This is a genomic window from Providencia huaxiensis (assembly GCF_002843235.3).
Taxonomy (GTDB): domain Bacteria; phylum Pseudomonadota; class Gammaproteobacteria; order Enterobacterales; family Enterobacteriaceae; genus Providencia; species Providencia huaxiensis.
On the sequence record NZ_CP031123.2, the window covers coordinates 1,833,796 to 1,858,799 of the forward strand.

At 41.5% G+C, this 25,004-nt stretch carries 19 protein-coding genes; 12 read left to right on the forward strand and 7 right to left on the reverse strand.

Features of this window, described 5'->3' with window-relative positions; genetic code table 11:
• Positions 1 to 85 precede the first annotated feature (85 nt).
• The 7 genes from CYG50_RS10240 (at position 86) to yegS (ending at position 12,516) form a co-directional block, all read left to right on the forward strand.
• Positions 86 to 1,330, forward strand: a complete 1,245-nt coding sequence (locus tag CYG50_RS10240; RefSeq protein ID WP_102139817.1) for an MdtA/MuxA family multidrug efflux RND transporter periplasmic adaptor subunit — start codon at positions 86 to 88, stop codon at positions 1,328 to 1,330.
• Positions 1,330 to 4,452 carry an MdtB/MuxB family multidrug efflux RND transporter permease subunit gene (locus CYG50_RS10245; RefSeq protein WP_102139816.1) on the forward strand — a complete coding sequence of 1,041 codons (3,123 nt, stop codon included), beginning with the start codon at positions 1,330 to 1,332 and terminating at the stop codon, positions 4,450 to 4,452. Before CYG50_RS10240 ends, CYG50_RS10245 begins: the two co-directional genes overlap by 1 nt.
• Entirely contained in the window at positions 4,452 to 7,553 is a 3,102-nt protein-coding gene (mdtC, locus tag CYG50_RS10250; RefSeq protein WP_102139815.1) for a multidrug efflux RND transporter permease subunit MdtC, read from the forward strand. The genes CYG50_RS10245 and mdtC overlap by 1 nt, the downstream gene beginning before the upstream one ends.
• Positions 7,543 to 8,931 (forward strand): envelope stress sensor histidine kinase BaeS, encoded by a 1,389-nt coding sequence (gene baeS, locus CYG50_RS10255; protein ID WP_102139814.1) that lies wholly within the window; start codon positions 7,543 to 7,545, stop codon positions 8,929 to 8,931. The genes mdtC and baeS overlap by 11 nt, the downstream gene beginning before the upstream one ends.
• Positions 8,928 to 9,641: an envelope stress response regulator BaeR gene (baeR, locus tag CYG50_RS10260; RefSeq protein WP_102139813.1), complete on the forward strand. Its 714-nt coding sequence runs from the start codon at positions 8,928 to 8,930 to the stop codon at positions 9,639 to 9,641. Before baeS ends, baeR begins: the two co-directional genes overlap by 4 nt.
• 128 nt (positions 9,642 to 9,769) lie before the next feature.
• Entirely contained in the window at positions 9,770 to 11,155 is a 1,386-nt protein-coding gene (gene trhP / locus CYG50_RS10265) for a prephenate-dependent tRNA uridine(34) hydroxylase TrhP (RefSeq protein WP_102139812.1), read from the forward strand.
• A 461-nt stretch (positions 11,156 to 11,616) separates the two neighbouring features.
• The gene (yegS, locus tag CYG50_RS10270) at positions 11,617 to 12,516 is read left to right on the forward strand and encodes a lipid kinase YegS (RefSeq protein ID WP_102139811.1); all 900 of its coding nucleotides are present in this window, start codon (positions 11,617 to 11,619) and stop codon (positions 12,514 to 12,516) included.
• A gap of 46 nt (positions 12,517 to 12,562) precedes the next feature.
• Here yegS and thiD read toward each other — a convergent pair whose 3' ends face one another.
• The 3 genes from thiD to CYG50_RS10285 form a co-directional block, all read right to left on the reverse strand.
• A complete protein-coding gene (gene thiD, locus CYG50_RS10275; RefSeq protein WP_102139810.1) occupies positions 12,563 to 13,360 on the reverse strand; it encodes a bifunctional hydroxymethylpyrimidine kinase/phosphomethylpyrimidine kinase in 798 nt (265 codons plus the stop codon).
• A 191-nt stretch (positions 13,361 to 13,551) separates the two neighbouring features.
• A complete protein-coding gene (locus tag CYG50_RS10280) occupies positions 13,552 to 14,418 on the reverse strand; it encodes a YjjW family glycine radical enzyme activase (RefSeq protein WP_102139809.1) in 867 nt (288 codons plus the stop codon).
• Positions 14,390 to 15,946, reverse strand: a complete 1,557-nt coding sequence (locus tag CYG50_RS10285) for a YjjI family glycine radical enzyme (RefSeq protein WP_102139808.1) — start codon at positions 15,944 to 15,946, stop codon at positions 14,390 to 14,392. Before CYG50_RS10285 ends, CYG50_RS10280 begins: the two co-directional genes overlap by 29 nt.
• A 642-nt stretch (positions 15,947 to 16,588) precedes the next feature.
• Here CYG50_RS10285 and pagP point away from each other — a divergent pair.
• Positions 16,589 to 17,164, forward strand: coding sequence for a lipid IV(A) palmitoyltransferase PagP (pagP, locus tag CYG50_RS10290; protein WP_102139807.1), 576 nt, complete (start codon positions 16,589 to 16,591; stop codon positions 17,162 to 17,164).
• A 93-nt stretch (positions 17,165 to 17,257) separates the two neighbouring features.
• On the opposite strand, the gene CYG50_RS10295 is transcribed toward pagP, so the two are convergent.
• The gene (locus CYG50_RS10295; RefSeq protein ID WP_102139806.1) at positions 17,258 to 18,634 is read right to left on the reverse strand and encodes an amino acid permease; all 1,377 of its coding nucleotides are present in this window, start codon (positions 18,632 to 18,634) and stop codon (positions 17,258 to 17,260) included.
• A gap of 229 nt (positions 18,635 to 18,863) precedes the next feature.
• Positions 18,864 to 19,010 carry a PhoP/PhoQ regulatory lipoprotein MgrB gene (gene mgrB / locus CYG50_RS23490; protein WP_229597447.1) on the reverse strand — a complete coding sequence of 49 codons (147 nt, stop codon included), beginning with the start codon at positions 19,008 to 19,010 and terminating at the stop codon, positions 18,864 to 18,866.
• A gap of 332 nt (positions 19,011 to 19,342) precedes the next feature.
• On the opposite strand from mgrB, the gene CYG50_RS10305 reads away from it, so the two are divergent.
• Together CYG50_RS10305 and yidA are read left to right on the forward strand one after the other, a co-directional pair.
• Positions 19,343 to 19,726, forward strand: coding sequence for a helix-turn-helix domain-containing protein (locus CYG50_RS10305; RefSeq protein WP_004253477.1), 384 nt, complete (start codon positions 19,343 to 19,345; stop codon positions 19,724 to 19,726).
• A gap of 225 nt (positions 19,727 to 19,951) precedes the next feature.
• Positions 19,952 to 20,764: a sugar-phosphatase gene (yidA, locus tag CYG50_RS10310; protein ID WP_102139804.1), complete on the forward strand. Its 813-nt coding sequence runs from the start codon at positions 19,952 to 19,954 to the stop codon at positions 20,762 to 20,764.
• A 66-nt stretch (positions 20,765 to 20,830) separates the two neighbouring features.
• On the opposite strand, the gene yddG is transcribed toward yidA, so the two are convergent.
• The gene (gene yddG, locus CYG50_RS10315; RefSeq protein ID WP_102139803.1) at positions 20,831 to 21,730 is read right to left on the reverse strand and encodes an aromatic amino acid DMT transporter YddG; all 900 of its coding nucleotides are present in this window, start codon (positions 21,728 to 21,730) and stop codon (positions 20,831 to 20,833) included.
• Between the two features lie 187 nt (positions 21,731 to 21,917).
• The gene (locus CYG50_RS10320; protein ID WP_102139802.1) at positions 21,918 to 23,378 is read right to left on the reverse strand and encodes an alanine/glycine:cation symporter family protein; all 1,461 of its coding nucleotides are present in this window, start codon (positions 23,376 to 23,378) and stop codon (positions 21,918 to 21,920) included.
• Positions 23,379 to 23,953: 575 nt separating this feature from the next.
• Here CYG50_RS10320 and CYG50_RS10325 point away from each other — a divergent pair.
• Both CYG50_RS10325 and CYG50_RS10330 read left to right on the forward strand, forming a co-directional pair.
• Positions 23,954 to 24,202, forward strand: a complete 249-nt coding sequence (locus tag CYG50_RS10325; RefSeq protein ID WP_102139801.1) for a DinI-like family protein — start codon at positions 23,954 to 23,956, stop codon at positions 24,200 to 24,202.
• A 381-nt stretch (positions 24,203 to 24,583) separates the two neighbouring features.
• On the forward strand, positions 24,584 to 24,955 hold the full coding sequence (locus CYG50_RS10330) for a hypothetical protein (RefSeq protein ID WP_102139800.1): 372 nt from the start codon (positions 24,584 to 24,586) through the stop codon (positions 24,953 to 24,955).
• Positions 24,956 to 25,004 lie beyond the last annotated feature (49 nt).

The following is a 25,004-nucleotide window of genomic DNA, read 5'->3' on the forward strand; positions in this document are numbered from 1 at the left end:
GTCTAACTGACTCTTTTTTGTTAGTTTTTTAGTATACAGCCTGACGGATCTCATCCACTTTTTTGAGTTAAGCGAATTACCCAAAATGAATAAACAAAAACAACGTAAACCTTTTATTCGCTCTGCCATTTTTATTGCCATTATTGCGGCAGCTGGCGCTTCTTGGTATTTTTATCATCAAGAAAAACAATCAGATACACAATCTACTGATGCGGTAGCAAAACCGAATTCACAGCGAAGCGCAATGGGCCGCCCACCACGTGTTTTAGCTCCTGTGCAGTTTGCCGTGGCTGAACAAAAAGTTGTTCCTCGCTTTTTATCAGGTTTAGGCACAGTACAGGCTGCAAATGTTGTCACAGTAACCAGCCGTGTTGAAGGCCAGTTAATGCAGCTGTATTTTACCGAGGGGCAACACGTCAATAAGGGAGATTTATTAGCACAAATTGACCCTCGCCCATTTGAAGTTCAGCTATCACAAGCGGAAGGCCAATTGGCTAAAGACAAAGCAACATTAGCGAATGCACAATTAGATTTAGTTCGTTATCAAAAGCTTGCTGGTACTAAAGTGATTTCGCAACAAGAGCTAGATAACCAAAAAGCGGCGGTCTTACAGGCTCAAGGCAGTATTAAAGTCGACCAAGCAGCCGTCGACAACGCCAAACTTCAGTTAACCTACAGTAAAATTACCGCTCCAATTTCAGGGCGTGTTGGTTTAAAACAAGTGGATGTCGGAAACTTTATCTCTGCGGGAACCTCAACCCCTCTTGTTGTTATCACGCAAACTCAACCTGCAGATGTCCTTTTTGCGTTACCTGAAGGCGATATTCCCGCTATCCAACAGGCCCAATCCTCTGGTGAGAAAGTGTTGATTGAAGCTTGGGACAGAAACAATATCGCGCTAATCGCAAGTGGTGAGCTACTCAGTACTGATAACCAAATTGATGCCGCGACAGGCACGCTGAAAATAAAAGCGCGCTTTACTAATGAAGAAGAAAAACTTTTTCCAAATCAATTTGTTAACGTAAAAATGCAAGTTGAAACGCTACAAAATGCTGTGGTGATCCCAACAGCAGCACTGCAAATGGGTAATGAAGGCCATTATGTCTGGATATTAAGTGATGATAATAAAGTCAGCAAACACAATGTAACCGTGGGTATGCAAGACAGCCAACAAGTGGTTATTGAAAGCGGACTTGCTGCAAATACCAAAGTCATCACCGATGGTGTTGATAAACTCACCGATGGCACAACGGTTGAAGTCGTTACCCCTGAAAGCATTGCCAAAAAAGAGCCTCGCAAAGGTAAACCGAATAGCGCGGAGAAAGCGTAATGCAGTCTGAAATGTTAAAAGGCGGTGGGCCTTCTCGTTTATTTATTTTGCGCCCTGTTGCTACCACATTATTCATGGTGGCTATATTACTTGCAGGGATCATCGGCTATCGCTTCTTACCTGTTTCAGCCCTGCCCGAAGTCGATTACCCGACAATTCAAGTTGTTACCCTTTACCCGGGAGCCAGCCCCGATGTGATGACCTCTGCGGTGACTGCGCCATTGGAAACACAGTTTGGGCAAATGTCGGGTCTTAAACAGATGTCATCGCAAAGTTCAGGGGGAGCATCAGTTATCACGTTAATGTTCCAATTAACGTTACCTCTAGAGGTTGCGGAACAAGAAGTTCAAGCTGCGATTAACTCCGCCAGTAGCTTACTGCCTTCTGATTTACCTTATCCTCCGATTTATAATAAGGTTAACCCTGCTGACCCGCCTGTTCTCACCTTAGCGGTTACCTCTGATGCAATGCCGTTAACGCAGGTACAGGATATTATTGAAACGCGAATTGCCCAGAAAATATCCCAAGTTAATGGGGTAGGCTTAGTCACCTTAGCGGGTGGCCAGCGACCTGCTGTTCGCGTGAATTTAAACCCACAAGCCATGGCAGCCAAAGGGCTGGATAGCGAAACGATCCGCCTTGCCATTAACAATGCAAACGTCAACTCCGCCAAAGGGAGCTTCGATGGCCCTACGCGGGCGGTTACACTTTCTGCTAACGACCAAATGAAGTCACTTGACGACTATCGTCAACTTATTGTGGCCTTCCAAAATGGTGCGCCAGTGCGTTTAGGTGATATCGCAACGATTGCACAAGGGGCTGAAAATGCCTATTTAGGGGCATGGGCGAATAATGAACAAGCGATTGTGATCAATGTTCAGCGGCAGCCCGGCGCTAACGTGATTGAAACCACCGATACCATTCGTTCGCTGTTACCTGAATTAATTGAAAGTTTACCTAAATCGGTTAATGTCGATATTTTAACTGATAGAACCAGTACCATTCGAGCGTCCGTTAATGATGTACAGTTTGAGTTAATGTTAGCTATTGCCCTCGTGGTGATGGTGATTTACTTGTTTTTACGCAATGGAATTGCCACCTTAATACCAGGCATTGCCGTACCACTGTCGCTCGTTGGTACTTTTGCTGTGATGTACTTTTGTGGTTTTTCTGTCAACAACCTCACGCTAATGGCTTTAACCATCGCCACTGGTTTTGTAGTCGATGATGCGATTGTGGTGATTGAAAATATTTCTCGCTATTTAGAAAAAGGCGATAAACCACTGGTCGCTGCACTCAAAGGGGCAGGTGAAATCGGGTTTACCATTATCTCCCTCACCTTTTCTTTGGTTGCGGTGTTAATTCCTCTGTTATTTATGGGGGATATTGTCGGTCGGTTATTCCGCGAATTTGCCATTACCTTGGCTGTGGCTATTTTGATCTCCGCTGTCGTCTCTTTGACGTTAACCCCAATGATGTGCGCCCGTTTATTAAAACCGGAGTCACAACATAAACATAACCGTTTTGAACTAGCGTGTGAGCGCTTTTTTGACCGTATGGTTGCTGGATACGCTATTTGGTTAAAGCGTATTCTTAATCACCAATGGTTAACCCTTTCTGTGGCGCTTGGCACCATGGTACTGACTGTTTTGCTGTATATGTGGATCCCAAAAGGGTTTTTCCCGTTGCAAGACAGTGGAATTATTCAAGGCTCAATTGAAAGCCGTCAATCCATTTCTTTTGATGCCATGGCTCAGAAGCAGCAAGAAGTCGCGTCAAAGCTATTAGCAGATCCTGCGGTCGACAATGTCACCACCTATGTGGGGGTTGATGGGAATAACCCAACATTAAACAATGCACGCTTGCAAATTACCTTAAAGCCCCTTGATCAACGTGAAGATAGAGTGGTGGCGATTATTGATCGTCTACAACAATCCGTGGATAACATTGCAGGGGTGAATTTATATCTGCAACCCATGCAAGATCTCACCATCGATACGCAAGTTGCACGGACGCAGTATCAATTCACTTTACAAGCCGGTTCACTAGAGGAATTAACCACTTGGGTTCCACGCTTGTTAGACGCCCTAGAACAACAACCTGAACTCACTGATGTCAGTAGTGATTGGCAAAATAAAGGGCTAGTTGCTTATGTGAATGTGAACCGCGATACAGCAAGTCGTTTTGGTATCACGATGTCAGCCATTGATAACGCTTTATATAATGCATTTGGGCAGCGAATGATTTCGACTATCTATACGCAGTCAAATCAATATCGTGTGATATTAGAACATGACACACAAACCCGTGATGGTATGGATGCACTGAATGATATCCGTCTAAAAGGGACTGATGGAGCCATTGTGCCACTGAGCACTTTAGTGAATATTCAAGAAGGTAATGGGCCATTAGCCATTAATCACCTCGACCAATTCCCCGCTGTGACATTCTCGTTTAATGTGGCGGATGGCGCTTCGCTTGAGTCAGCCGTCAATGCCGTCAAATTGGCCGAATCACAAATTGCTATGCCAAAATCCATTACCACACAATTCCAAGGGGCGACTTTAGCCTTTGAAGCGGCATTAAGCAGCACTATTTGGTTAATTGCAGCTGCGATTGTGGCGATGTATATCGTATTGGGCATTTTATATGAAAGTTTCATTCACCCGATTACTATTTTGTCTACCCTACCGACAGCCGGGGTTGGCGCACTACTCGCTTTAATGATGGCAGGGAAAGATCTTGATGTTATTGCGGTCATCGGCATCATCTTATTAATTGGTATCGTGAAAAAGAATGCCATTATGATGATTGACTTTGCCCTTGCGGCAGAGCGTGAACAGGGAATGTCCCCTTATGATGCCATCTACCAAGCATGCTTGCTGCGTTTTCGCCCAATTTTAATGACCACCATGGCGGCCTTGCTGGGTGCTTTACCATTAATGCTAAGTACCGGTGTCGGTGCAGAATTACGCCAACCATTAGGAATTTGTATGGTTGGCGGCTTAATTATGAGCCAAATCCTCACTTTATTTACCACACCGGTTATTTACTTATTGTTCGACCGTCTTTCTCATTACTTTAAAGACCGTCGCCAAGCGAAGAAGGCACAGGTGTCATAATGAAGCGCTTCTTTGCTCTGTTTATTAGCCGCCCGGTAGCAACCACGCTTATTAGCGTCGCGATTACCTTGTGTGGTGCCCTGAGTTTTCTGTTTTTACCGGTTTCTCCGTTGCCTCAAGTGGATTACCCTGTGATTAACGTGACAGCGTCACTTCCTGGGGCATCACCCGAAACCATGGCCTCCTCCGTAGCGACGCCGCTTGAACGCTCTTTAGGCAGTATTGCAGGTATTAGTGAAATGACCTCAAGCAGTGCGCTTGGTCGAACCACCATTACCCTTGAATTTAATCTCGACAAAGACATTAATAACGCGGCTAGGGAAGTGCAAGCTGCGATTAATGCCGCACAAAACCTGCTGCCCAGCGGAATGCCAAGCCGCCCACGTTATTACAAGTCAAACCCGTCTGATGCGCCAATTATGATTTTGACCATGACCTCAGACACCCTGAATACTGGCGAGATTTATGATATTGCTTCAACGCGCTTAGCCCAACGAATTGCCCAAATTGAAGGGGTTAGTGAAGTTTCAGTTGGTGGCGGCTCGCTCCCTGCCGTGCGGGTTGAACTCAACCCAACTGCCCTATTTAATCAAGGGGTTTCCCTTGATGCCGTGCGTTCAGCCATCAGTAGTGCTAACGTTCGCCAACCGCAAGGCTATATCAATGATGACGAAAAACGTTATCAAGTACAGACTAATGATGAGTTAAAAAAAGCGGCAGATTATCGGCCAATTATTGTTCATTATAGTCAAGGCAATGCTGTAAAGCTCAGCGATGTCGCCAATGTTAAAGATTCCATTGAAAACGTACGCGCTGCCGGTATGGCAGACGGTAAACCGGCTATTTTGATTGTTATTCGCCGCGAAGCGGGTGCCAATATCATTGAAACAGTGAATCGAATTCGTGCTGAGTTACCTGAATTCAATGACATGATCCCTGCCGCTATTGATTTAAAAGTGGCACAAGACAGAACACCGACCATCCGCGCGTCTCTAGCCGAAGTGGAACGTGCTCTACTAATTGCCGTTGCCTTGGTGATCCTCGTGGTACTGCTGTTCTTACGTTCAGGTCGCGCTACTTTGATCCCTGCCGTTGCTGTCCCTGTCTCATTGATTGGGACTTTTACGGCCATGTATTTATGTGGCTTTAGTTTAAATAACTTGTCATTGATGGCATTAACGGTTGCGACGGGTTTTGTGGTTGATGATGCCATTGTCGTATTAGAAAATATCTCGCGTCATATCGAAAATGGTAAAAAACCGTTTATTGCGGCGGTTAAAGGCGTGCATGAAGTCGGCTTTACCGTCGTTTCCATGAGTATTTCCTTAGTGGCTGTTTTTATTCCGCTACTGCTTATGGATGGACTGGTCGGCCGTTTATTCCGCGAATTTGCCATTACCCTTGCAACCGCTATCGGTATTTCTTTGGTGATCTCATTAACGCTCACCCCTATGATGTGTGCTTACTTACTGAAGAAACGCCCTCACAACGTCAAAGCCAAGCATCGTGGGTTTGGCCGTGTGTTATTGCGTTTGCAAGAAAGTTATGGCGTTGCTTTAAAATGGGTGCTTGGACATCGCCGTAGTGTTCTCGCGGTGCTATTTGCCACAATCGGCTTAAACGTTTACCTGTATGTCACCGTTCCAAAAACGTTCTTCCCTGAACAAGACACTGGCCGAGTGCTGGGCTTTGTTCGCGCAGACCAAAGCATTTCATTCCAGTCGATGAAAGAGAAAATGACCCGTTTTATGCAGCAAGTTAAAGCCGACCCAGCGACAGATAATGTCACCGGCTTTACTGGCGGTAGTCGGGTAAATAGCGGTTTTATGTATATTTCATTAAAGCCACTGAGTGAACGCACGGAAAGCTCAGCTGAAGTCATTAATCGATTACGCGCGAAATTAGCCAATGAACCGGGGGCTAACCTGTTTATGATGCCAGTGCAAGATATTCGAGTTGGTGGCCGACAAGCCAATGCCAGCTACCAGTTTACCCTGCTTGCAGATGAGCTTTCTGCATTACGTGACTGGGAACCTGCTATCCGTAAAGCACTTGGCGAATTACCACAGCTGACCGATGTGAACTCCGATAAGGAAGACAAAGGCGCAGAAATGGCGATCACCTACGACAGGGACTTAATGGCTCAATTAGGTATTGATGTTCGTGAAGCCAACAGCTTGCTCAACAATGCATTTGGTCAGCGCCAAGTTTCCACTATTTATGAAGCAATGAACCAATATAAAGTGGTGATGGAAGTTGCCCCTGAATATACGCAAGATGTCAGCTCCCTCAATAAGATGTTTGTTATCAATAAAGATGGTGAAGCGATCCCTCTGTCTTATTTTGCGCGTTGGCAGCCTGCCAATGCCCCATTAAGCGTGAATCACCAAGGGCTATCAGCGTCATCCACTATTGCGTTTAATGTCGCAGACGGTTATACCTTAAATGATGCCATTGTCGAAATTGAAAAAACCATGACCGCACTTGGCGTGCCATCAACAGTAAGAGGCTCTTTTGCAGGAACGGCACAGATATTCCAAGAAACCTTACAATCACAATTGTTTTTAATCTTAGCCGCCATCGTGACTGTTTATTTAGTACTGGGCATATTGTATGAAAGTTATATTCATCCACTGACTATTTTATCAACCCTCCCTTCTGCAGGAGTCGGTGCATTACTAGCCCTTGAACTATTCGACACTCCATTTAGTTTAATCGCCTTAATTGGCATCATGCTATTAATTGGGATCGTCAAGAAGAACGCCATTATTATGGTGGATTTCGCTATTCAAGCACAAAGAACGGCGGGTTTAACGGCCCAAGAAGCCATTTTCCGTGCCTGTTTATTACGTTTTCGTCCGATTGTAATGACGACACTCGCTGCCATTTTTGGTGCGCTACCGTTAATGCTAGGTAGTGGTGATGGTGCGGAATTACGCCAGCCCCTCGGGATCACGATTGTCGGTGGCTTAATAATGAGCCAATTACTGACCTTATTTACCACTCCTGTTGTGTATTTAAGTTTTGATAGCTTGAGACAACGTTGGCTGCGAAAAAAATCATTAACGCAGAGAATCGCGGAGAATAACCATGAAGCTTAGGTTGAATAGTGTAAGCACTCGGCTTTTTTTGGCTATTTTTGCAACATGCTTATTGCTAGTGCTGATTATGCACCAGGGCGTACGCATGAGCTTTCAACACGGCTTTATTGATTATATAAAGGAAAATGACCAACAGCGTGTTGAGCTGGTTTCTTCCGCCCTTGCGGAACAGTATGAAGAGATGGGCAATTGGGGTTTTCTAATTGGTAATGAACGCATTTTCTTTCGTATTTTGCGCTCAGTAGAGCACCAACAACACCGTGGCCCTATGCGCCAGCGTTGGCGAACAATTTTTTGGGTTTATGATACACAGGACAAGCTGATTTTCGGACAAGACACGCCTTTACCTAGCAAAGTACTCCGTGAACCTATTATTACCAGCAAGGGAGATACCGTCGGCTGGCTTGTTGCCAGTTATGAAACGGGGATTAGCAGCGCCCTTGACCGCCGTTTTGATACCAAACAGATGTACACTAGCTGGATCATCGCTGGGCTGTCTTTATTTGTGGCTCTGGTTGCCACATTGTTCCTTGCCCGTAGTTTTTTAAAACCCATCAAGCGGTTACTCGAAGGCACTAACCGGCTCGCCAATGGTGACTTTGCTACGCGGGTTCCTGAATCTGGCCGCGATGAGCTTGGGCAACTGGCTAAAGATTTTAACCATCTGGCCTCGACCCTTGAAAAAAACGAACAAATGCGGCGTGATTATATGGCGGATATTTCCCATGAGCTCCGCACGCCGTTGTCAGTTCTACGAGGCGAATTAGAAGCGGTGCAAGATGGCGTTCGGCAAGCCACTCCCGAAACAATTAATTCCCTACTCAATGAAACCCAAACTTTAATTAAGCTGGTTAATGACCTCCACCAGCTCTCGTTATCGGATAGAGGCTCATTGGTCTACCGCATGCAACTTACCGATATCATTCCTTTAATTGAAATGGCAATAGGCCAAGCTCGCTGGCGGTTAGAAGACCAACAACTTTCGGTTGAACGGCAATTTATTGCGCAAGGCTACGTATTTGCAGACCCTGACCGCATCACCCAGTTGTTCTATAATTTAATGGAAAACAGCTTACGCTATACCGATCCACACGGTAAAATTGCCATCCAAGTCACACAAGACCAACACCAGCTCAATATAATTTGGCAAGATAGCGCCCCAGGGCTTACTGCTGAGCAATGCCAACATTTATTTGAGCGTTTTTACCGCGCTGAAGGCTCTCGTAATCGTGCCAGTGGCGGCTCCGGTTTAGGTCTGGCCATTTGCTATAATATTGTTGAGGCTCATCATGGTACAATTTCCGCGACACCGTCATCATTAGGTGGTGTCAAAATTACCATTAATTTACCGATTCAATTAAAAGATAAAGGGTTATGATCATGGCTGAACAGAGCAATATCCCTATTTTGGTTGTGGAAGATGAACCCAAATTAGGCCAACTGCTGTTTGACTATTTACACGCTGCAAACTATCAACCCGCATTAATTGCGCGTGGTGATGAAGTTATCGACTATGTTAAACAACATCAACCCGCACTTATTTTATTAGATTTAATGTTACCCGGTATGGACGGCATATCCGTGTGCCGTGAACTGCGAAAATTTAGTGATGTTCCCATTATTATGGTGACAGCAAAAACTGAAGAAATTGATCGCTTATTAGGGTTAGAAATTGGGGCTGATGACTATATTTGTAAACCCTTTAGCCCGCGAGAAGTTGTGGCTCGTGTCAAAACCATTTTACGTCGTTGCCAGCCAAACATGGCAGCGCACAACAGCCAAACGAATAACGATAACCAAACCAAACTGATTATTGATGAAAATGCTTTTCAAGTACGCTATGGCTCACAGTTACTTGAACTGACACCCGCTGAATTTCGGTTACTCAAATTTATGTCTGACAATGCGGGTATGGTGTTTTCCCGTGACCAGTTACTGGATATCTTATATGACGACCACCGCGTAGTCACTGACCGTACCATTGATAGCCACGTCAAAAATTTACGCCGTAAATTAGAATCTCTCGATAACGAAAAAACCTTTATTCGCTCAATATATGGTCTTGGCTACCGTTGGGATGAATATTAACTAACCAATAGACATACTATTTTTGTGGGATATTTGGTTTTTTTATCAAATAGGCGTAAAATCCACATCCCTTAAAAACACTCTCTCATAAGAGTGAGTGCTGACTTGATATCAGATAGAGAATAACCATGTTTACACCAGAGCTTTTGTCCCCTGCCGGTTCTTTAAAAAACATGCGCTACGCTTTTGCGTATGGCGCAGATGCCGTTTATGCAGGCCAACCCCGTTACAGCTTACGCGTACGCAATAACGAATTTAATCACGAAAACTTAGCTAAAGGCATTCAAGAAGCCCATGAGCTGGGTAAAAAGTTTTATGTGGTCGTGAATATTGCTCCCCATAATGCGAAATTAAAAACCTTCATTCGTGATTTAACCCCCGTCATTGAAATGGGCCCAGATGCACTGATTATGTCTGATCCTGGCCTTATTATGATGGTTCGTGAAGCGTTTCCTGAGATGGATATTCATTTATCTGTACAGGCGAATGCCGTTAACTGGGCATCCGTGAAGTTCTGGAAACAAATGGGCTTAACACGGGTGATTTTATCCCGCGAATTATCCCTCGAAGAAATTGCTGAAATTCGCCAACAAGTTCCTGAAATTGAACTTGAAGTCTTTGTCCATGGCGCCCTTTGTATGGCCTATTCAGGCCGTTGTTTACTTTCTGGTTACATTAATAAACGCGACCCAAATCAAGGGACTTGCACCAATGCTTGCCGCTGGGAATACAACGTACAAGAAGGTAAAGAAGACGATGTGGGTAACATTGTCCATGTGCATGAACCTATCCCTGTACAAAATGTGGCGCCAACCCTAGGTGCGGGTGCGCCAACAGATAAAGTCTTTATGATAGAAGAAGCCAAACGTCCAGGTGAATATATGACTGCCTTTGAAGATGAACACGGCACGTATATCATGAATTCGAAGGATTTACGCGCAATTGAGCACGTTGAAAACCTAACAAAAATGGGCGTTCACTCATTAAAAATTGAAGGCCGTACAAAATCGTTTTATTACTGTGCACGTACTGCACAAGTCTATAGACGTGCAATTGACGATGCTGTTGCAGGAAAACCCTTTGACCCAACGTTGCTATCCACCTTAGAAGGTTTAGCACACCGCGGTTACACTGAAGGTTTCTTACGTCGCCACACCCATGATGCCTACCAAACTTATGAATATGGCTATTCGGTTTCTGAGACTCAACAATTTGTGGGTGAATTTACAGGGAAACGTGTTAATGGTATGGCTGAAGTTGATGTAAAAAACAAATTTAGCGTTGGTGACAGCCTAGAAATGATGACCCCTGCAGGGAATATTGTCTTTACCTTAGACGCCTTAACAAACCGCAAAGGCGAAGCAATTGATGTTGCACCTGGTAACGGCTATGTGGTTTATCTCCCTATCCCTGAAGATGTCGATGTTAACTTTGGTTTGTTGATCCGTAACCTAGCAGGCACAACGACCCGAGCTCCTCATCAAACTCAGGCAGAAAAACAAATTGCTGGCTAGTCACCACGCCTTTATTGTTAAATAATCTGCTAACTAAAAGCCAAAACTTCATCGTTTAATACTTTGATATTTTGGCTTTTTTTTACCTATAAAATGATATTATTTTTACTTTATATGCTTTTTCTTATATGAGAATTATTCGCGTTATTGACATTTTCATTAAAAAATGCACCGAATATCCAATTTTATGCAACAGATCACATCAATTGGTTATTCAATATCGTATAGTCACTCTCGAAAATGAAGAACTAGAAAGTCATAAAATAAGACTAGGAACCACCTCCTTGGCTGGCTCAATCTCCCTTGAGCTAGCCATTTCTTTTATCTGCGATTTGCATTTCATTTCTCTTACCAACGCTTTTTCTGCAAAAAAACAAAAAAAGCGCATCCCTATTTTGTTAATCCATTTATACTCATTTTAACGAATATTGACGTGCGTTAAGCCGAATGGATGGGTATTTATGAATCAATATAAGTCAGCTATGATTATCCTTAATGGTAAGCAAGCAAATCACGTTGAGCTGCGAAAAGCCATTACTCACTTGCGTAAAGAAGGCCATCAAATTCAAGTCCGTATTCCTTGGGAGATGGATGATACGTATTATTTTATTTCTCAGGCGATAAAACACGGTATTGATACCATCATTGCGGCTGGAGGTGACGGTACTGTAAATGCCGTTGCCAGTACTTTAATGAAGTTCCCTAGCGAGTCTCGCCCTATTTTAGGTATTCTTCCGATGGGCACGGCAAATGACTTCGCCACCAGCGCAAATATTCCAATAGATATTGAAGCGGCCTTAGCACTCTCATTAAAAGGGAAATCCGTCCCCATTGATATTGCACAAGTCAATGAACAGTATTACTTCCTCAATATGGCCACTGGCGGCTTTGGGACGCGTATTACCACTGAAACACCTGAAGCACTAAAATCGGCATTAGGCGGTGCAGCTTATGTGATAAACGGCTTACTGCGCCCTGACACGCTGAAAACAGATATTTGCCATATTGAGGGGGAAAACTTTAGTTGGGAGGGTGAAACGTTAGTCATCGCGGTTGGAAATGGCCGCCAAGCGGGCGGAGGGCAACAACTGACACCGCAAGCACTCATTAATGATGGCACACTAAACTTACTGATTATTCCTGCAAGGGATGTCATACCGGCATTTTTATCGAATTTATTTTCAACCGATAAAAACGAGCACTTGGTCGAAAAGCCATTATCATGGATAAAAATTTCATCACCTCACGATATGATCTTAAACCTAGATGGCGAGCCATTATCGGGAGACACCTTTACCTTCACTGTGCAGCCAAATGCCATTCAGTGTCGGTTACCTCCCCAATGTAACTTATTGGCTTAAAACACGTCGTGAAAGCCCTTGTATCAGGGCTTTCAGTCTTTAAAGGCTACCACCATGCGTGGAAGTGATGAACCGGGCCAATCCCCTTCCCGACTTCTAAGCTATCCGCTTGTTCCAAAGCAGCTTGTAAATAAGCTTTCGCCTGTGTTACAGCGTCTTGCCAATCTGCACAACGAGGGCGCAATGCAGCCAAAGCCGCTGACAAAGTACACCCTGTCCCATGAGTGTTTTTAGTCTTTATGCGAATAGAGGTAAAGCGCCATTCACCCTCTGGCGTGATTAGCCAATCGGGGCTTTCAGCATCACTTAGGTGCCCGCCTTTCATCAATACTGCTTGGCAACCTTTTTCAAGTAATTTATACCCCTGGCTCAACATTTGGCTTTCCGTTTGTGCGACTTTTTCATCTAACAATACCGCTGCCTCAGGTAGGTTCGGTGTAATAATCGAAACAAGGGGTAATAGTTGTTGGCGTAGCGCATCAACTGCATCCGGTAATAATAATGGGTCACCACTTTTAGCCACCATTACCGTATCCAATACCACATACGGAATTGGATACTGTTTCAACGCATTCGCCACTACCGCGATATTACTTTGGTTGAATAACATGCCGATTTTTGCGCTATCAATTCGCACATCACTGAGGACTGAGTCTAATTGTGCCGCCACAAATTCAGGGGGTAAGTCTTGGACAGATTGCACGCCTTGGGTATTTTGAGCCACCAATGCCGTCATCACACTCGTACCATAAGCCTCTAATGCAGAGAAAGTTTTTAAATCCGCCTGAATACCCGCCCCACCCGATGGGTCTGTTCCGGCGATAGTTAACGCATTGATCCTCATGAGTGACTCCCCTTTTCAGCTAAAGCAATTGAATGGATTGATAAGCGAGGTTTACTGAAATCATTTTAAATCAAACAATAAAACCGCATTGATTGTCTCATAACATTTAACAAATACCAGCGGTTAGTGAATGAATTTTAATGACTTAGATAAAAAGAGGGAATATCTCACATAGGAAAAATTAGCATGACTTATAAGTACACATTAGGCAAATGAATGTTACCCACACCTCGCGATTGTAACTGTTGAGCAAATGCCTCCACTTCCGTTTGGGTTGCCGCAGGCCAGTTAGCGGCTTCATTTTTAACCCCATGTTGCTGGAAGGCGTTAATTTTTATCCGTGTGTTTTCAGGGAGTTTATTTAAAAAATCAGCAAGTTTATCAATATGTTCTTGGTAATCTGTTTGCTGAGGAATATACAATAAACGCAATTCATATAATTTCCCCGCTTGGGCCAGAAATTGAACCGATTGAAAAACACGTTGGTTATCTTTTCCTGTTAATCTTAATGCGCACTCATCACCCCATGATTTTAAGTCAATCATCACGCCATCCGTATACTCAATCACTTTATTCCACCCTGCAGAAGCAAGGTGTCCATTACTGTCAATAAAGCAGGTTAAATGCTTGAGTTCCGGTGCCGCTTTAATCGCTTTAAACAATTCAATAATAAAGGGTAATTGTGTTGTTGCCTCTCCGCCACTGACGGTTACACCATTCAGGAAAGCAACATTTTTCTTTAAGTCATTGAGGGCATCATTAACACTTAATGATACGGTCATCGGGCTTGAATTCTTAGTGCACGTCTGCAAACAAGTATCGCAGAGCTGGCAAGCATCGCTATCCCATACCACCTTGCCGTTAACAAACGATAACCCATTGTGAGGACAGGTTAAAACACAGTCCCCACAATGGTCGCAGAGCGACATGGTATATGGATTATGGCAATTCAGACAACGTAAGTTGCAACCTTGCAAAAAAATAACATGTCGATTACCCGGCCCATCTACGCAGGAAAAAGGAATAACCTTATTCAGCGTAGCGCATCGATTGCTCATTGCTGATGACTCGCTGCTGACGGGCTGTAATTTTACAGTTCTTAGTCGCCTCTTCACCTAACCAGGTAGTATTGCTTCTAGAACCTTGCTCTTTATATTTCTCTATATCTGATAAACGCACCATATAGCCCGTAACGCGAACTAAATCATTACTTGCCACATTTGCAGTAAACTCACGCATTCCACAACTAAACGCCCCTTTACACAATTGCATTAGAGCTTGCGGGTTCTGCTTAATCGTCTCGTCGATGGTTAAAATGTCACTGATCCCAGACAAATAGTGTTTGTGATGGGGAGCTACCGCTTGAATGTGTGACACCGGGTCTGGCTCTTCACCGTATGGAATACGAGCCCCCGGTGTTGTCCCGATATCCGAGCTGATCCCTGATTGAGCATGGAGCATCGCTCTGCCTTTATAGCCATACTTAACGGGGGTCGTTTCAACAAAGTCAGCTAGCTGCTCGCTGATTTGATAAGACAATGGCAAGGCCGGTGAATTTGCCTGATACTGGCCTTTCATTCCGTCTTTTTCCATCAGGATGTTCACAGCTTCTGCTAAACCGTAAATACCAAACATAGGGGCAAAACGTTCAGGCTCAATTAACCCTTCTTGCACAAGAAAGCTGGTTTGGAAGAAATTAGACTCCTCAAATAAAAATGCGCTACGTGTTTCAATGAGTTCCATTTGTAACTCACAATATTTTTTCAATTGCACATTTAAAAAATCAGCTGAATTTTGACTACGTAATGCAACTTCACGTAAATTAATACGAACTAAAGTACTTCCCCCACCCGCAACGGGCAACGCATTATAACAACTGACAATACCGTAACCTTGTTCATCAAATGCCGCACTATGAATGATATCATTTGCAATATGCGGTTTACTGCATTCACAAATGCTTTCAATCGCTTGTAAGAAAAGTGACTCCGGTGTGCGCTGTGGATGATAAACAAATGTCAGATTAGGTGCGACTTGTTTCAGTTCTGCATCAATGCGTAAAATCAAGCGGCAAATAACGTTGTCATCCGGGCCAATATTGGCATGCATAAAGGCATCGGGCAGTGTTCGGTCTAACTGTATCCAAAACCTTTTTAACTTTGGATACAGCTGTTCTTCTGTCAACTCCCCCACATATGGCATGAGAAGTTTATCTAAATACCCTAAAAATACTGGGAAATTGGTTACCGACGGCACATGATGATACAAAATCATCAGATGATTAAGTGCGTCATCAAAATCCTCTGCGGGGGCTAATTCTAAGTATGCCGAACCTTGTTTGAGGTATTTTACGTAGTCAGGCAATACATAACGTGGCTTATACGGAGCATTTCCTTCATACATATCACAAATAACACGTTCATCTAACGCATCAGCAAGAGGCTGGCTCATTGCAAGATATGGAATATGGCTATCTGCCTCTGCCGCTAAAAAATTGGCTTTTTGTTTTGGTGATAATATTTTGTCTGTGGCGATAGCCAAGCATTTAGCTTGGTACTCAGTCAGTGGTTCTTGGCGTTTCATCATGGTGACGTTCCTTTTTTAGTTAGAAGCCAAGGTAATTCACAGCAATATATATGCCATAAACCTTTAAAGACTAGCTCCTAGCCGTGTTGACATACCGCAGCTTATACCTGCCGCCTATGTGATCCATTTCATCTCATTGAGACAAGTCATTATTTGATGTGCGTCATACTTTTTGGATTTGTTTGCACGCTATTTTTCATAAATGTCTGCTCTATCAACATGACTAGTCGCAATCACCTAGATAATAAAAAATATCTTTCTATTACATAACGTTAACTACAAAAATAATGAATGGCACTTTATTTTTCTTATTCTTTTAAAAATCCCTCTCGTCTTATCCAACCTGAAAATGAAGCACCTCGTCTATTATCAGCTACTTTAGGAGTATTAGCCTATTCAACAACTAATTTGATACGTTATTATTTAATCAGATAATCGGTTATCCCACATAAAAACAGGCAAAATTAAACGGTTCTAATATGACCAGCCAGTTATTATCCTTAATTATGTAATAAATACTGTTATATTATATGTATCTTAATTAAAATAATTCCGCTCAAAATTATAATAATAATGCTAATCTGATAATCATTAGCGAGCTAATCATCATTTTTATATCTGCGATACAGAACTGGATTTACAATGAGAGTTTATAAAAACATACAGTTGGCCGTAGGTGCATCGTTACTCATGAGCACCTCAATCTGCATATCATCGCCTGCCATTGCTCAAGAGCAATCGGAAAATTTATGGGATAAATTTAAAGGCAATGTCAGTACCACGTGGGACTCAGACAAATATGAGCTATACATTCCCGCGGTGACTTGGCACAACCGTGCAATGTACGACAAGAAAAAAACGGATGAATATAATGAGCGCCCTTGGGGTCTGGGCTTTGGTAAATATCGTTATGATGAAGATAATGACTGGCATGCTATCTATGCAATGGCATTCAAAGATTCACATAATGATTGGGAGCCAATTGCTGGTTATGCATTCCAAAAAATGTGGATCCCGGGAGATATTGATGGTTTCCGTATGGGAGCAGGCTTCACTCTGAGCGTCACTGCCCGTAAGGATATGTATTATATTCCGATCCCTGCACCACTCCCTCTGGTATCAGTGGAATATGATAGACTTTCACTGCAAGCCACTTACATTCCGGGGACTTATAATAACGGCAACGTATTATTCGCTTGGTTACGTTGGCAATGGTGACCTAGCCATCTCATGGCTATATAAAATTTCATGGCTGTATAAAAAGGCCGGTGGGAATACCCTACCGGCCTTTTTTATAAGAAAAAAATAAATTTAACTTAGTTGTTGGCTTTTAGCTAAATCTTGCTTTTTAGCCCCTGAGAATTGATACCCAACCCACAGAACAGCTACCCACAATGGCATAATTAATACCGAGATACGCAAACCGTCCATTGTCAGGATAATCCCTAAAATCAACAGTAAGAACGCTAAACACAAATAGTTTCCAAATGGATACCAAATGCTCTTAAATTTCGTTTCGACACCTTGTTTGTTCATTGCCGCTCTGAACTTCAAATTTGAAACACAAATCATAATCCAGTTTAAAACTAACGTCGTCACAACTAATGACATTAACAATTCGAAAGCTTTACCTTCCATCAAAAAGTTAATTAAAATACCACCAGACGTCGCAACACCTGAAACAAATAATGCCATGACTGGTACGCCACCTTTATTCACTTTTGCAAGAAATTTAGGTGCATTACTTTGTTGTGCCAAGCCATACAGCATGCGACTTGTCGCATAAGCTCCGCTGTTATACACAGACAATGCAGCGATTAAAATGACAACGTTCAACGAATTAGCAACCAGTAAGTCCCCTAATTCATGGAAAATTAAGACAAATGGGCTTGTTTCGCCGTCAAGATCAACCCATGGATACAAAGCTAACAGTACCGCTAACGAGCCAATATAAAAAATTAAGATACGGTATACAACTTGGTTAATCGCTTTTGGAATGCTTTTATCTGGGTCTTCTGCCTCTGCAGCTGTAATACCGACCAGCTCTAACCCCCCAAATGAAAACATAATAATTGCTAACGCCATTATTAGCCCATTAAAGCCATTAGCAAAGAAACCGCCGTGCTCCCATAAGTTACTCACTTTCGCTTGTGGGCCACCATGGCCGCTGAGTAATAAGTAGCAACCAAAAATAATCATCGCAACGACTGCAATAACTTTAATTAATGCAAACCAGAACTCAGTCTCACCATAAGAGCGTACATTAATCAAATTAACTGCATTTACCGCAATAAAAAACACCGCGGCAGAAACCCATATAGGGAGCTCAGGCCACCAATGTTGCATATATTTGCCTGCAGCGGTCAGTTCGGTCATCCCAACGAGAATAAACATGAACCAATAGTTCCACCCCGAAAGGAACCCTGCAAAACCACCCCAATACTTAAATGCAAAATGGCTAAACGAACCCGCCACAGGTTCCTGAACAATCATTTCGCCCAACTGACGCATAATCAGGAAAGCAATAAACCCACACAGCGCATAACCCAGTAAAACTGACGGCCCTGCCATTTGTATGGTTGTTGCTATTCCGAGGAATAACCCTGTACCAACAGCACCTCCCAATGCAATCAATTGGATATGCCTGTTTTTTAATCCCCGCTTTAGCGTCTGTTGCTGTTGCGCCATAACTTTACCCTTTTGTCCCCTTACTTGTTTTTTATCTTCCAAAATAATGATAATGACACAAGTTTATTTGAATTTTCTTATTAACACTACATTCTTCTGGTGCCGTTTTCAGCATTTTGTACGACCCCAAAACAGATGCTATTAATTATTTTTTTCATCACATAGCAAAATGATACCGCAGGATGGTTACCCCGATTCAATATCATGGATTGAGCATTAAAAAGCAAATTCAAAATGGTAACAAGTCAGTCACACGACAAATACCAAAAATAAAGTTTTCACCACCCTGATCACACAGGTTATCCATCGCTAAAAGATAGAAAAAAATACAAGCCAAAACTGCACTTACAGCAATAATTAATTTACGACCAAACACAGACAATTCCTTCATATTTCTATGATGATTTTATTTTTCAAATGATTACAATATTAAGATACTGCCATTTTATGATTGGTATCACTTATGGCATTGCATATAATGCGTTTATAAAAGAAATGGTACTCTAATTTAGAGCATCAAATTTGAGGAAAATATGCAATTGACCTCTTTTTACAAAAATTTGCTCATTTTAGGTGCTATTGGTTACTAACTTATTCTGATTGTGCTTTTTTTACCCTAAAAATGGGAAATACCGCACAAGCAGCCTTTGTCATGATGAAATGAAGTTGTGTATACTTCTGCTACCGTAAAACTAGAAAACATTTGAGATGCCACAAGATAACCACTTAGCACTTGTTTATGCTTTGAGTAAATGGATAGAAGAACACTTAGGGCGCGTGATCCACTTAGAAGAGCTCGCGGCTTATTCAGGCTATTCACTTTGGCATATGCAAAAAATCTTTAAAGAAGTCACAGGGATTTCACTGGGTAAATACATCCGTCAACGCCGCCTTGCAGGTGCGGTCAACTTACTCCGTAATAGTAACCAGTCCATTTTCGATATTGCACTGGATTTTGGTTTTGGGTCTCAGTCCCACTTTACCTATATGTTCCGCAAAGAATATGGTATCACGCCATTTGATTTTAGACAGAATGACCAAATCCAATTAGATGTTAAGCAACCGCTCCATCTAATTCATAATTATGAGTGAGAATATTTTAGCCGCATTAACCTATTGATTAACATAATAATGCTATAAAACATTGTCATTTCAACTTTTGACTATTGAACAGAGTTCCTGCTTTACATTCTGTTCAATTTCACATCAAACACGCATTATTCTAATGCAACTAAAGTTATAACTATTTGTATAATTTACATTCTGAATAATTAGAGTAAGGTATTGGCAGAAAGCACGAACTTTAGGAGGCATTGGATGTCAATCAAACTGGTCGCCATTGATTTAGATGGCACATTACTTAACTCCCAACACCAAATATCTCCCGTAGTAAAAGAGACTATCACGCAGGCTAAGCAAAAAGGTGTCCATATTATTTTAGCCTCGGGCCGACCATTTTCTGGTATATCTCCTTACCTACGAGAATTAGATTTAAATACAACGGATAACTATTGTATTAGTAATAATGGTAGCGTCATTCACCAAGCCAATGATGGCAGCCATCTCGCAGAGAATTTGTTAGATTTCGCTGACTTCCAATATTTTGAGGAACTCGCAAGAAATGTCGGGGTTCACATGCATGCTCTCGCAGATAATTGCATGTTCACGGCTAACCGCCATATTAGTCACTATACGGTCGCAGACGCCTATTTAACTCACACACCACTCATCTATTGCCCTGTTAATGAGATGGACTCTTCTCTAGAATTTACTAAGTTTATGATAATTGACCACCCAGAAAAATTAGATATTGGTATCAGCTATATTCCAGAGAATGTCTTCGATAATTACGCTTTAACCCGAACAAGTCCGTATTTCCTTGAGGTCTCAAATAAAACGGCGAATAAAGGGACTGCGTTACAATGTATTTGTGAAAAGTTGGGTATTACACCTGACAAAGTCATGAGTATTGGTGACCAAAATAATGATATCCAAATGCTGCAATACGCCAGTGTTTCTGTCGCAATGGGCAATGCGTTAGAACCCATTCGCCAAATGGTGAAATTTGTCACTACGACTAATGATGAAGATGGCGTAGCCGTCGCCATCAATAAATTTATTAATGTGTAGCCACAGAAAAATTTGCTATCAACATGATGTCCATGGCAGCGCCTACACTCGTTCACGCTGCCACTTTTAGCCGCTTACTGTTTTTTGCCTAGTCGCTAAAAAGCAAATGACCGACCCCATGGTCACCATTAATACACCTTGCCAAAAACTTAACGTTAATGTAGTGCTTAACAATATTGATGCGAATGCTGTCGAAATAACGGGGGTAAAATAAGAAAGCGTTCCTAAAAAAGCCACATTTCCCTTGATAACCGCAAATGTCCACAATGCATTCGCTCCACCAGTCGCTATTGAGGCAATGAGTAATAATAACAGGCTTTGGCTATTGATAATAAACGGTGTCGGTGTACTGAAAAAATACAGTATCCATAACCCAATAGAGGTCATGATAAAGAATAATACCATCCCATTATGGCCACCAGAAATACGCTTAGTCACATTGCTGTAGAATGACCAAACAATAGCCCCGATAAAAGCTAAAAAATAACACAGTGGATTACTTTGAATATTTGCCAAAATAGTTTGTACCGATAATGGCTGATTTCCTGAAATTACCCAAATCAGTCCCATAAAAGCTAAAACTAACCCTGCCCCCAATAATAAAGTGAAACGCTGACGGTTAAAAAACACAGCAAGTGCGATAGTAAAACTTGGCCACAAATAATTCACCATACCCAGTTCAATCGCTTGTTGCCGACTATTAGCTAAACCTAACGCTAGTACAAAACAAATTTCATAGCTAACAAACAGTATTGTTCCCCAAAGTAAATAGCGTTTAGGATATTTCGTTATTTTTGGTACTCCCATGGCAAGTACCAATACCAGTGAACCAACCGTATAGACTAATGCGGCGCCACCTACTGGTCCAAAGTTTTCACTTACACTGCGGATCAGCCCTACCATTGTGCTCCACAACAAGATCGAAATAACCCCATACAGCGTTGCGGCATACTGATTCAATTTCATAACTCTCTCAGCTATTTAGTTTCGAAAATGATATTCATTGTAATAATACATTCATTTTACCATCTAAAAAAACCTTATAGCTCAAACAATTATAATGCAAGCGTTTATTTTTAGTAAATATTGATAATATGTCATAAAAAAATTCTCAGGCTATCACCTAAGAATTTTATGATTTAAAACTTTTGTATTAGCGAGATGTTTCTTTCTCAACCCACTTATCAACTTCTTCTTTTTCCCATATCCCTTCTTCAAATTGTTTCTTTAATTCAGGATGCTGATTGATATCAAAAGTTGGTATTTTACCTGCGACTAACTGCTGGTTATAATCTTTAGCAAGTTTAAAAGCGATACCTGATAATAGAAGGATCGCGATTAAATTAGTTATCGCCATTAGACCCATCGATAAGTCTGCAAGTTTCCAAATAAATGGCATTTCTGCAAGCGCACCAAACATCACCATACCTAATGCAGCTAAACGGAAAATAAATAAACCCGCCGTATGATTATTCTCTAAAAAAATCATATTGCTTTCGGCATAAGCATAATTAGCAATAATTGACGTAAATGCAAAAAAGAAGATAGCTATCGCAATAAATGTACTTCCCCAACTACCGACGGCAGAAGAAAGAGCAAGTTGTGTCAATTCAATACCATTGATGTTGTCCATTCCACTTTCTAATACACCAGATGATAAAATAATAATTGCTGTCGCACTGCAAATAACGATGGTATCCATAAAAACACCAAGCATCTGTACATACCCTTGTGATGCAGGATGTGGAGGATAAGGTGCTGCCGATGCCGCTGCATTTGGTGCAGACCCCATTCCAGCCTCATTAGAGAACAATCCCCGCTGAATTCCTTGTGTCATCGCCTGAGCAACACCATAACCAACAGCCCCGCCAGCCGCCTCTTGCAAACCAAATGCATTTCGGATTATCAGCATAAAAACTTCAGGTAATCGTTCGATATGGTGCCCAACAACCCAAAACGCCAATAGTAAATAGGCTAACGCCATAACAGGAACAACTAATTCAGCAACCTTCGCAATGGATTTCAATCCACCAAAAATAATGACTCCGCTTAATAAAACTAAGCCAATGCCAACATAAATTGGATTGAAATCAAAGGCGACTGCGGTTGCTTGAGCAATAGAGTTAGCTTGTACTGCATTAAATACTAAACCAAAAGCAATAATCAGAAAAATTGAAAATAACACGCCCATCCAGCGTTGGTTTAAGCCTTTTTGCATATAATATGACGGCCCACCTCGATAATTTCCTTTATCATCTTTGGTTTTGTATAACTGTGCTAAAGTACATTCAATAAAAGAGGTTGCCATTCCCAATAAAGCAACAACCCACATCCAAAAAATAGCCCCAGGCCCGCCTGCTGTTAGGGCAATAGCTACCCCAGTTAAATTTCCTGTACCGACCCTAGCGGCTAAACTTGTACATAATGCCTGAAAAGATGAAATACCTGCGCTATCAGACTGTTTACTGTTTTTTAAGACACTAAACATATGGCCAAAATGCCTAATTTGAATAAAACCAGATCGAAGGGTAAAATATAGACCAGCTCCCAGTAATAAATAAATAAGTAAAGAACCCCAAATGAAATTAGTTATTGAGTTTATAAATTCTATCAAATTACACTCCTTTTTTATTAAAACGATTAATAAAAAACTAATCGAAAATTAAATCCTCACATTTAAATCAAAACTCCAGAAAAGGAGTTTAGCTAGCAAGAGCCAACTCATCTTAATATGATTAGCAGAAATTATATTTTTTTATCTTTAATGTAAATTAATTTTCGATTCATTAATCATTGACTACATTCAATTTTAATAGAAACACGTTACACGTCCATAAAAAAGAACCTATAACCCTTTGAAAAAACTAGTCATGAAAAATCCCCTTATCATTTCACCGAAAGTAAATCAAATGATTGATTCATCGTGCTTATTTTAACCAACAAGTTAATTGAATAAATAAAAACTCATCATTCATTTCATATATCCACTTTGAATTAGCTTATTCCTTAACGAAAAACTTTATAATATTTCTTTTATTTAATTCATTATTTGGAATGTATCATCGATGTGTAACACTAATGTACAATAAAAAAGCAAATCCAATTACAATCATCTTAATTAGATGGTTGCTTATGTTGTCACTTAACAATAAACTGAGCCTAATAAATTTATAGACAAGAGGTTAACACATGGAAATTAATATCAAGTTATCTGATGACCCACTTTCTCAGCTCTCTGAAAAATCATATGACGCCTTCATTGCTGAGCTGAAAGCACGTGTTTTAGAAGTCTATCCTGGCAGCTATCTATTGATCACTCATGATAACGGCCCAACGACTTTTCAAACTAAAGGCTTTCATGATGATAACGAAGCACATATTGTTTTACATGAACTTGTCGAAGATGTCTTAAAGCATGGCCATTGGTTAAAACAGTAATTTCCTTGCCAGATTACACCAATAAAACCAGCTGTGAGCCTACATGGGCTCTAGCTGGTTATTTTTAATATCCTCTCGTATTTCGATAACGTTTCCCCTCAATATTTATTCAAAGTCTGATCAAGATCATACTTAGTCTTATCTATTATCAAAACAAGTTAAATTTGCTTTACCTTTAACCGTTATATGTTAATGTATATAACGTAATTTTCATTTACATTGCTTTTGCTAATTATAGCGGCCAGTATTTATACTGGCTCTTTTTTATGAAATCATGCTAAAAATCCATTCGACGTCCCCGTTTTAGGTCTAATCTGCTATAGTATTTCTCTAATACTAGATAGAGTTATTATTCATTGAGTGCAAAATAGAGGTATGACTATGAAGCGTTTATTACTGGCTTTTTGCCTGACCCCAGTCCTTGTTATGGCTGATAATGCCCCATTAAATATTAGTGAGATAGCCAACGATTATTGCGAAATCACAGGTCAAGCACTAAGTGAAGCGTACAGCACTGACAAAACTAGCAGTGAGTTAACTCAAGCAACCATTGCTAAACTGAAAAGTGAAAATGTCGACCTCAAGCAATTAGCCACTGTTGAGTCAGACCTACGCGAAAATCTAACTTCAGCGATTGATGCCATACGCAGCAATAAATCTAAGTTTGCTAATGAAGCTGATTTCAATAAATCATTAAATGATTCTGTTTCAGCTTGTAAAATTCAAACTGAACTTCTTTTGAATAAATCTTAATCATTTAATTTTCTAGTAAAAAAGCGCTCAAACTAAAATTTGAGCGTTT

Excerpts from the sequence above, each read along its gene's own strand:
- CYG50_RS10240 (WP_102139817.1), top strand. The coding sequence starts at position 86 with ATGAATAAACAAAAACAACGTAAACCTTTTATTCGCTCTGCCATTTTT.
- CYG50_RS10245 (WP_102139816.1), top strand. The coding sequence starts at position 1,330 with ATGCAGTCTGAAATGTTAAAAGGCGGTGGGCCTTCTCGTTTATTTATT.
- mdtC (WP_102139815.1), top strand. The coding sequence starts at position 4,452 with ATGAAGCGCTTCTTTGCTCTGTTTATTAGCCGCCCGGTAGCAACCACG.
- baeS (WP_102139814.1), top strand. The coding sequence starts at position 7,543 with ATGAAGCTTAGGTTGAATAGTGTAAGCACTCGGCTTTTTTTGGCTATT.
- baeR (WP_102139813.1), top strand. The coding sequence starts at position 8,928 with ATGATCATGGCTGAACAGAGCAATATCCCTATTTTGGTTGTGGAAGAT.
- trhP (WP_102139812.1), top strand. The coding sequence starts at position 9,770 with ATGTTTACACCAGAGCTTTTGTCCCCTGCCGGTTCTTTAAAAAACATG.
- yegS (WP_102139811.1), top strand. The coding sequence starts at position 11,617 with ATGAATCAATATAAGTCAGCTATGATTATCCTTAATGGTAAGCAAGCA.
- thiD (WP_102139810.1), bottom strand. The coding sequence starts at position 13,360 with ATGAGGATCAATGCGTTAACTATCGCCGGAACAGACCCATCGGGTGGG.
- CYG50_RS10280 (WP_102139809.1), bottom strand. The coding sequence starts at position 14,418 with ATGAGCAATCGATGCGCTACGCTGAATAAGGTTATTCCTTTTTCCTGC.
- CYG50_RS10285 (WP_102139808.1), bottom strand. The coding sequence starts at position 15,946 with ATGATGAAACGCCAAGAACCACTGACTGAGTACCAAGCTAAATGCTTG.
- pagP (WP_102139807.1), top strand. The coding sequence starts at position 16,589 with ATGAGAGTTTATAAAAACATACAGTTGGCCGTAGGTGCATCGTTACTC.
- CYG50_RS10295 (WP_102139806.1), bottom strand. The coding sequence starts at position 18,634 with ATGGCGCAACAGCAACAGACGCTAAAGCGGGGATTAAAAAACAGGCAT.
- CYG50_RS10305 (WP_004253477.1), top strand. The coding sequence starts at position 19,343 with ATGCCACAAGATAACCACTTAGCACTTGTTTATGCTTTGAGTAAATGG.
- yidA (WP_102139804.1), top strand. The coding sequence starts at position 19,952 with ATGTCAATCAAACTGGTCGCCATTGATTTAGATGGCACATTACTTAAC.
- yddG (WP_102139803.1), bottom strand. The coding sequence starts at position 21,730 with ATGAAATTGAATCAGTATGCCGCAACGCTGTATGGGGTTATTTCGATC.
- CYG50_RS10325 (WP_102139801.1), top strand. The coding sequence starts at position 23,954 with ATGGAAATTAATATCAAGTTATCTGATGACCCACTTTCTCAGCTCTCT.
- CYG50_RS10330 (WP_102139800.1), top strand. The coding sequence starts at position 24,584 with ATGAAGCGTTTATTACTGGCTTTTTGCCTGACCCCAGTCCTTGTTATG.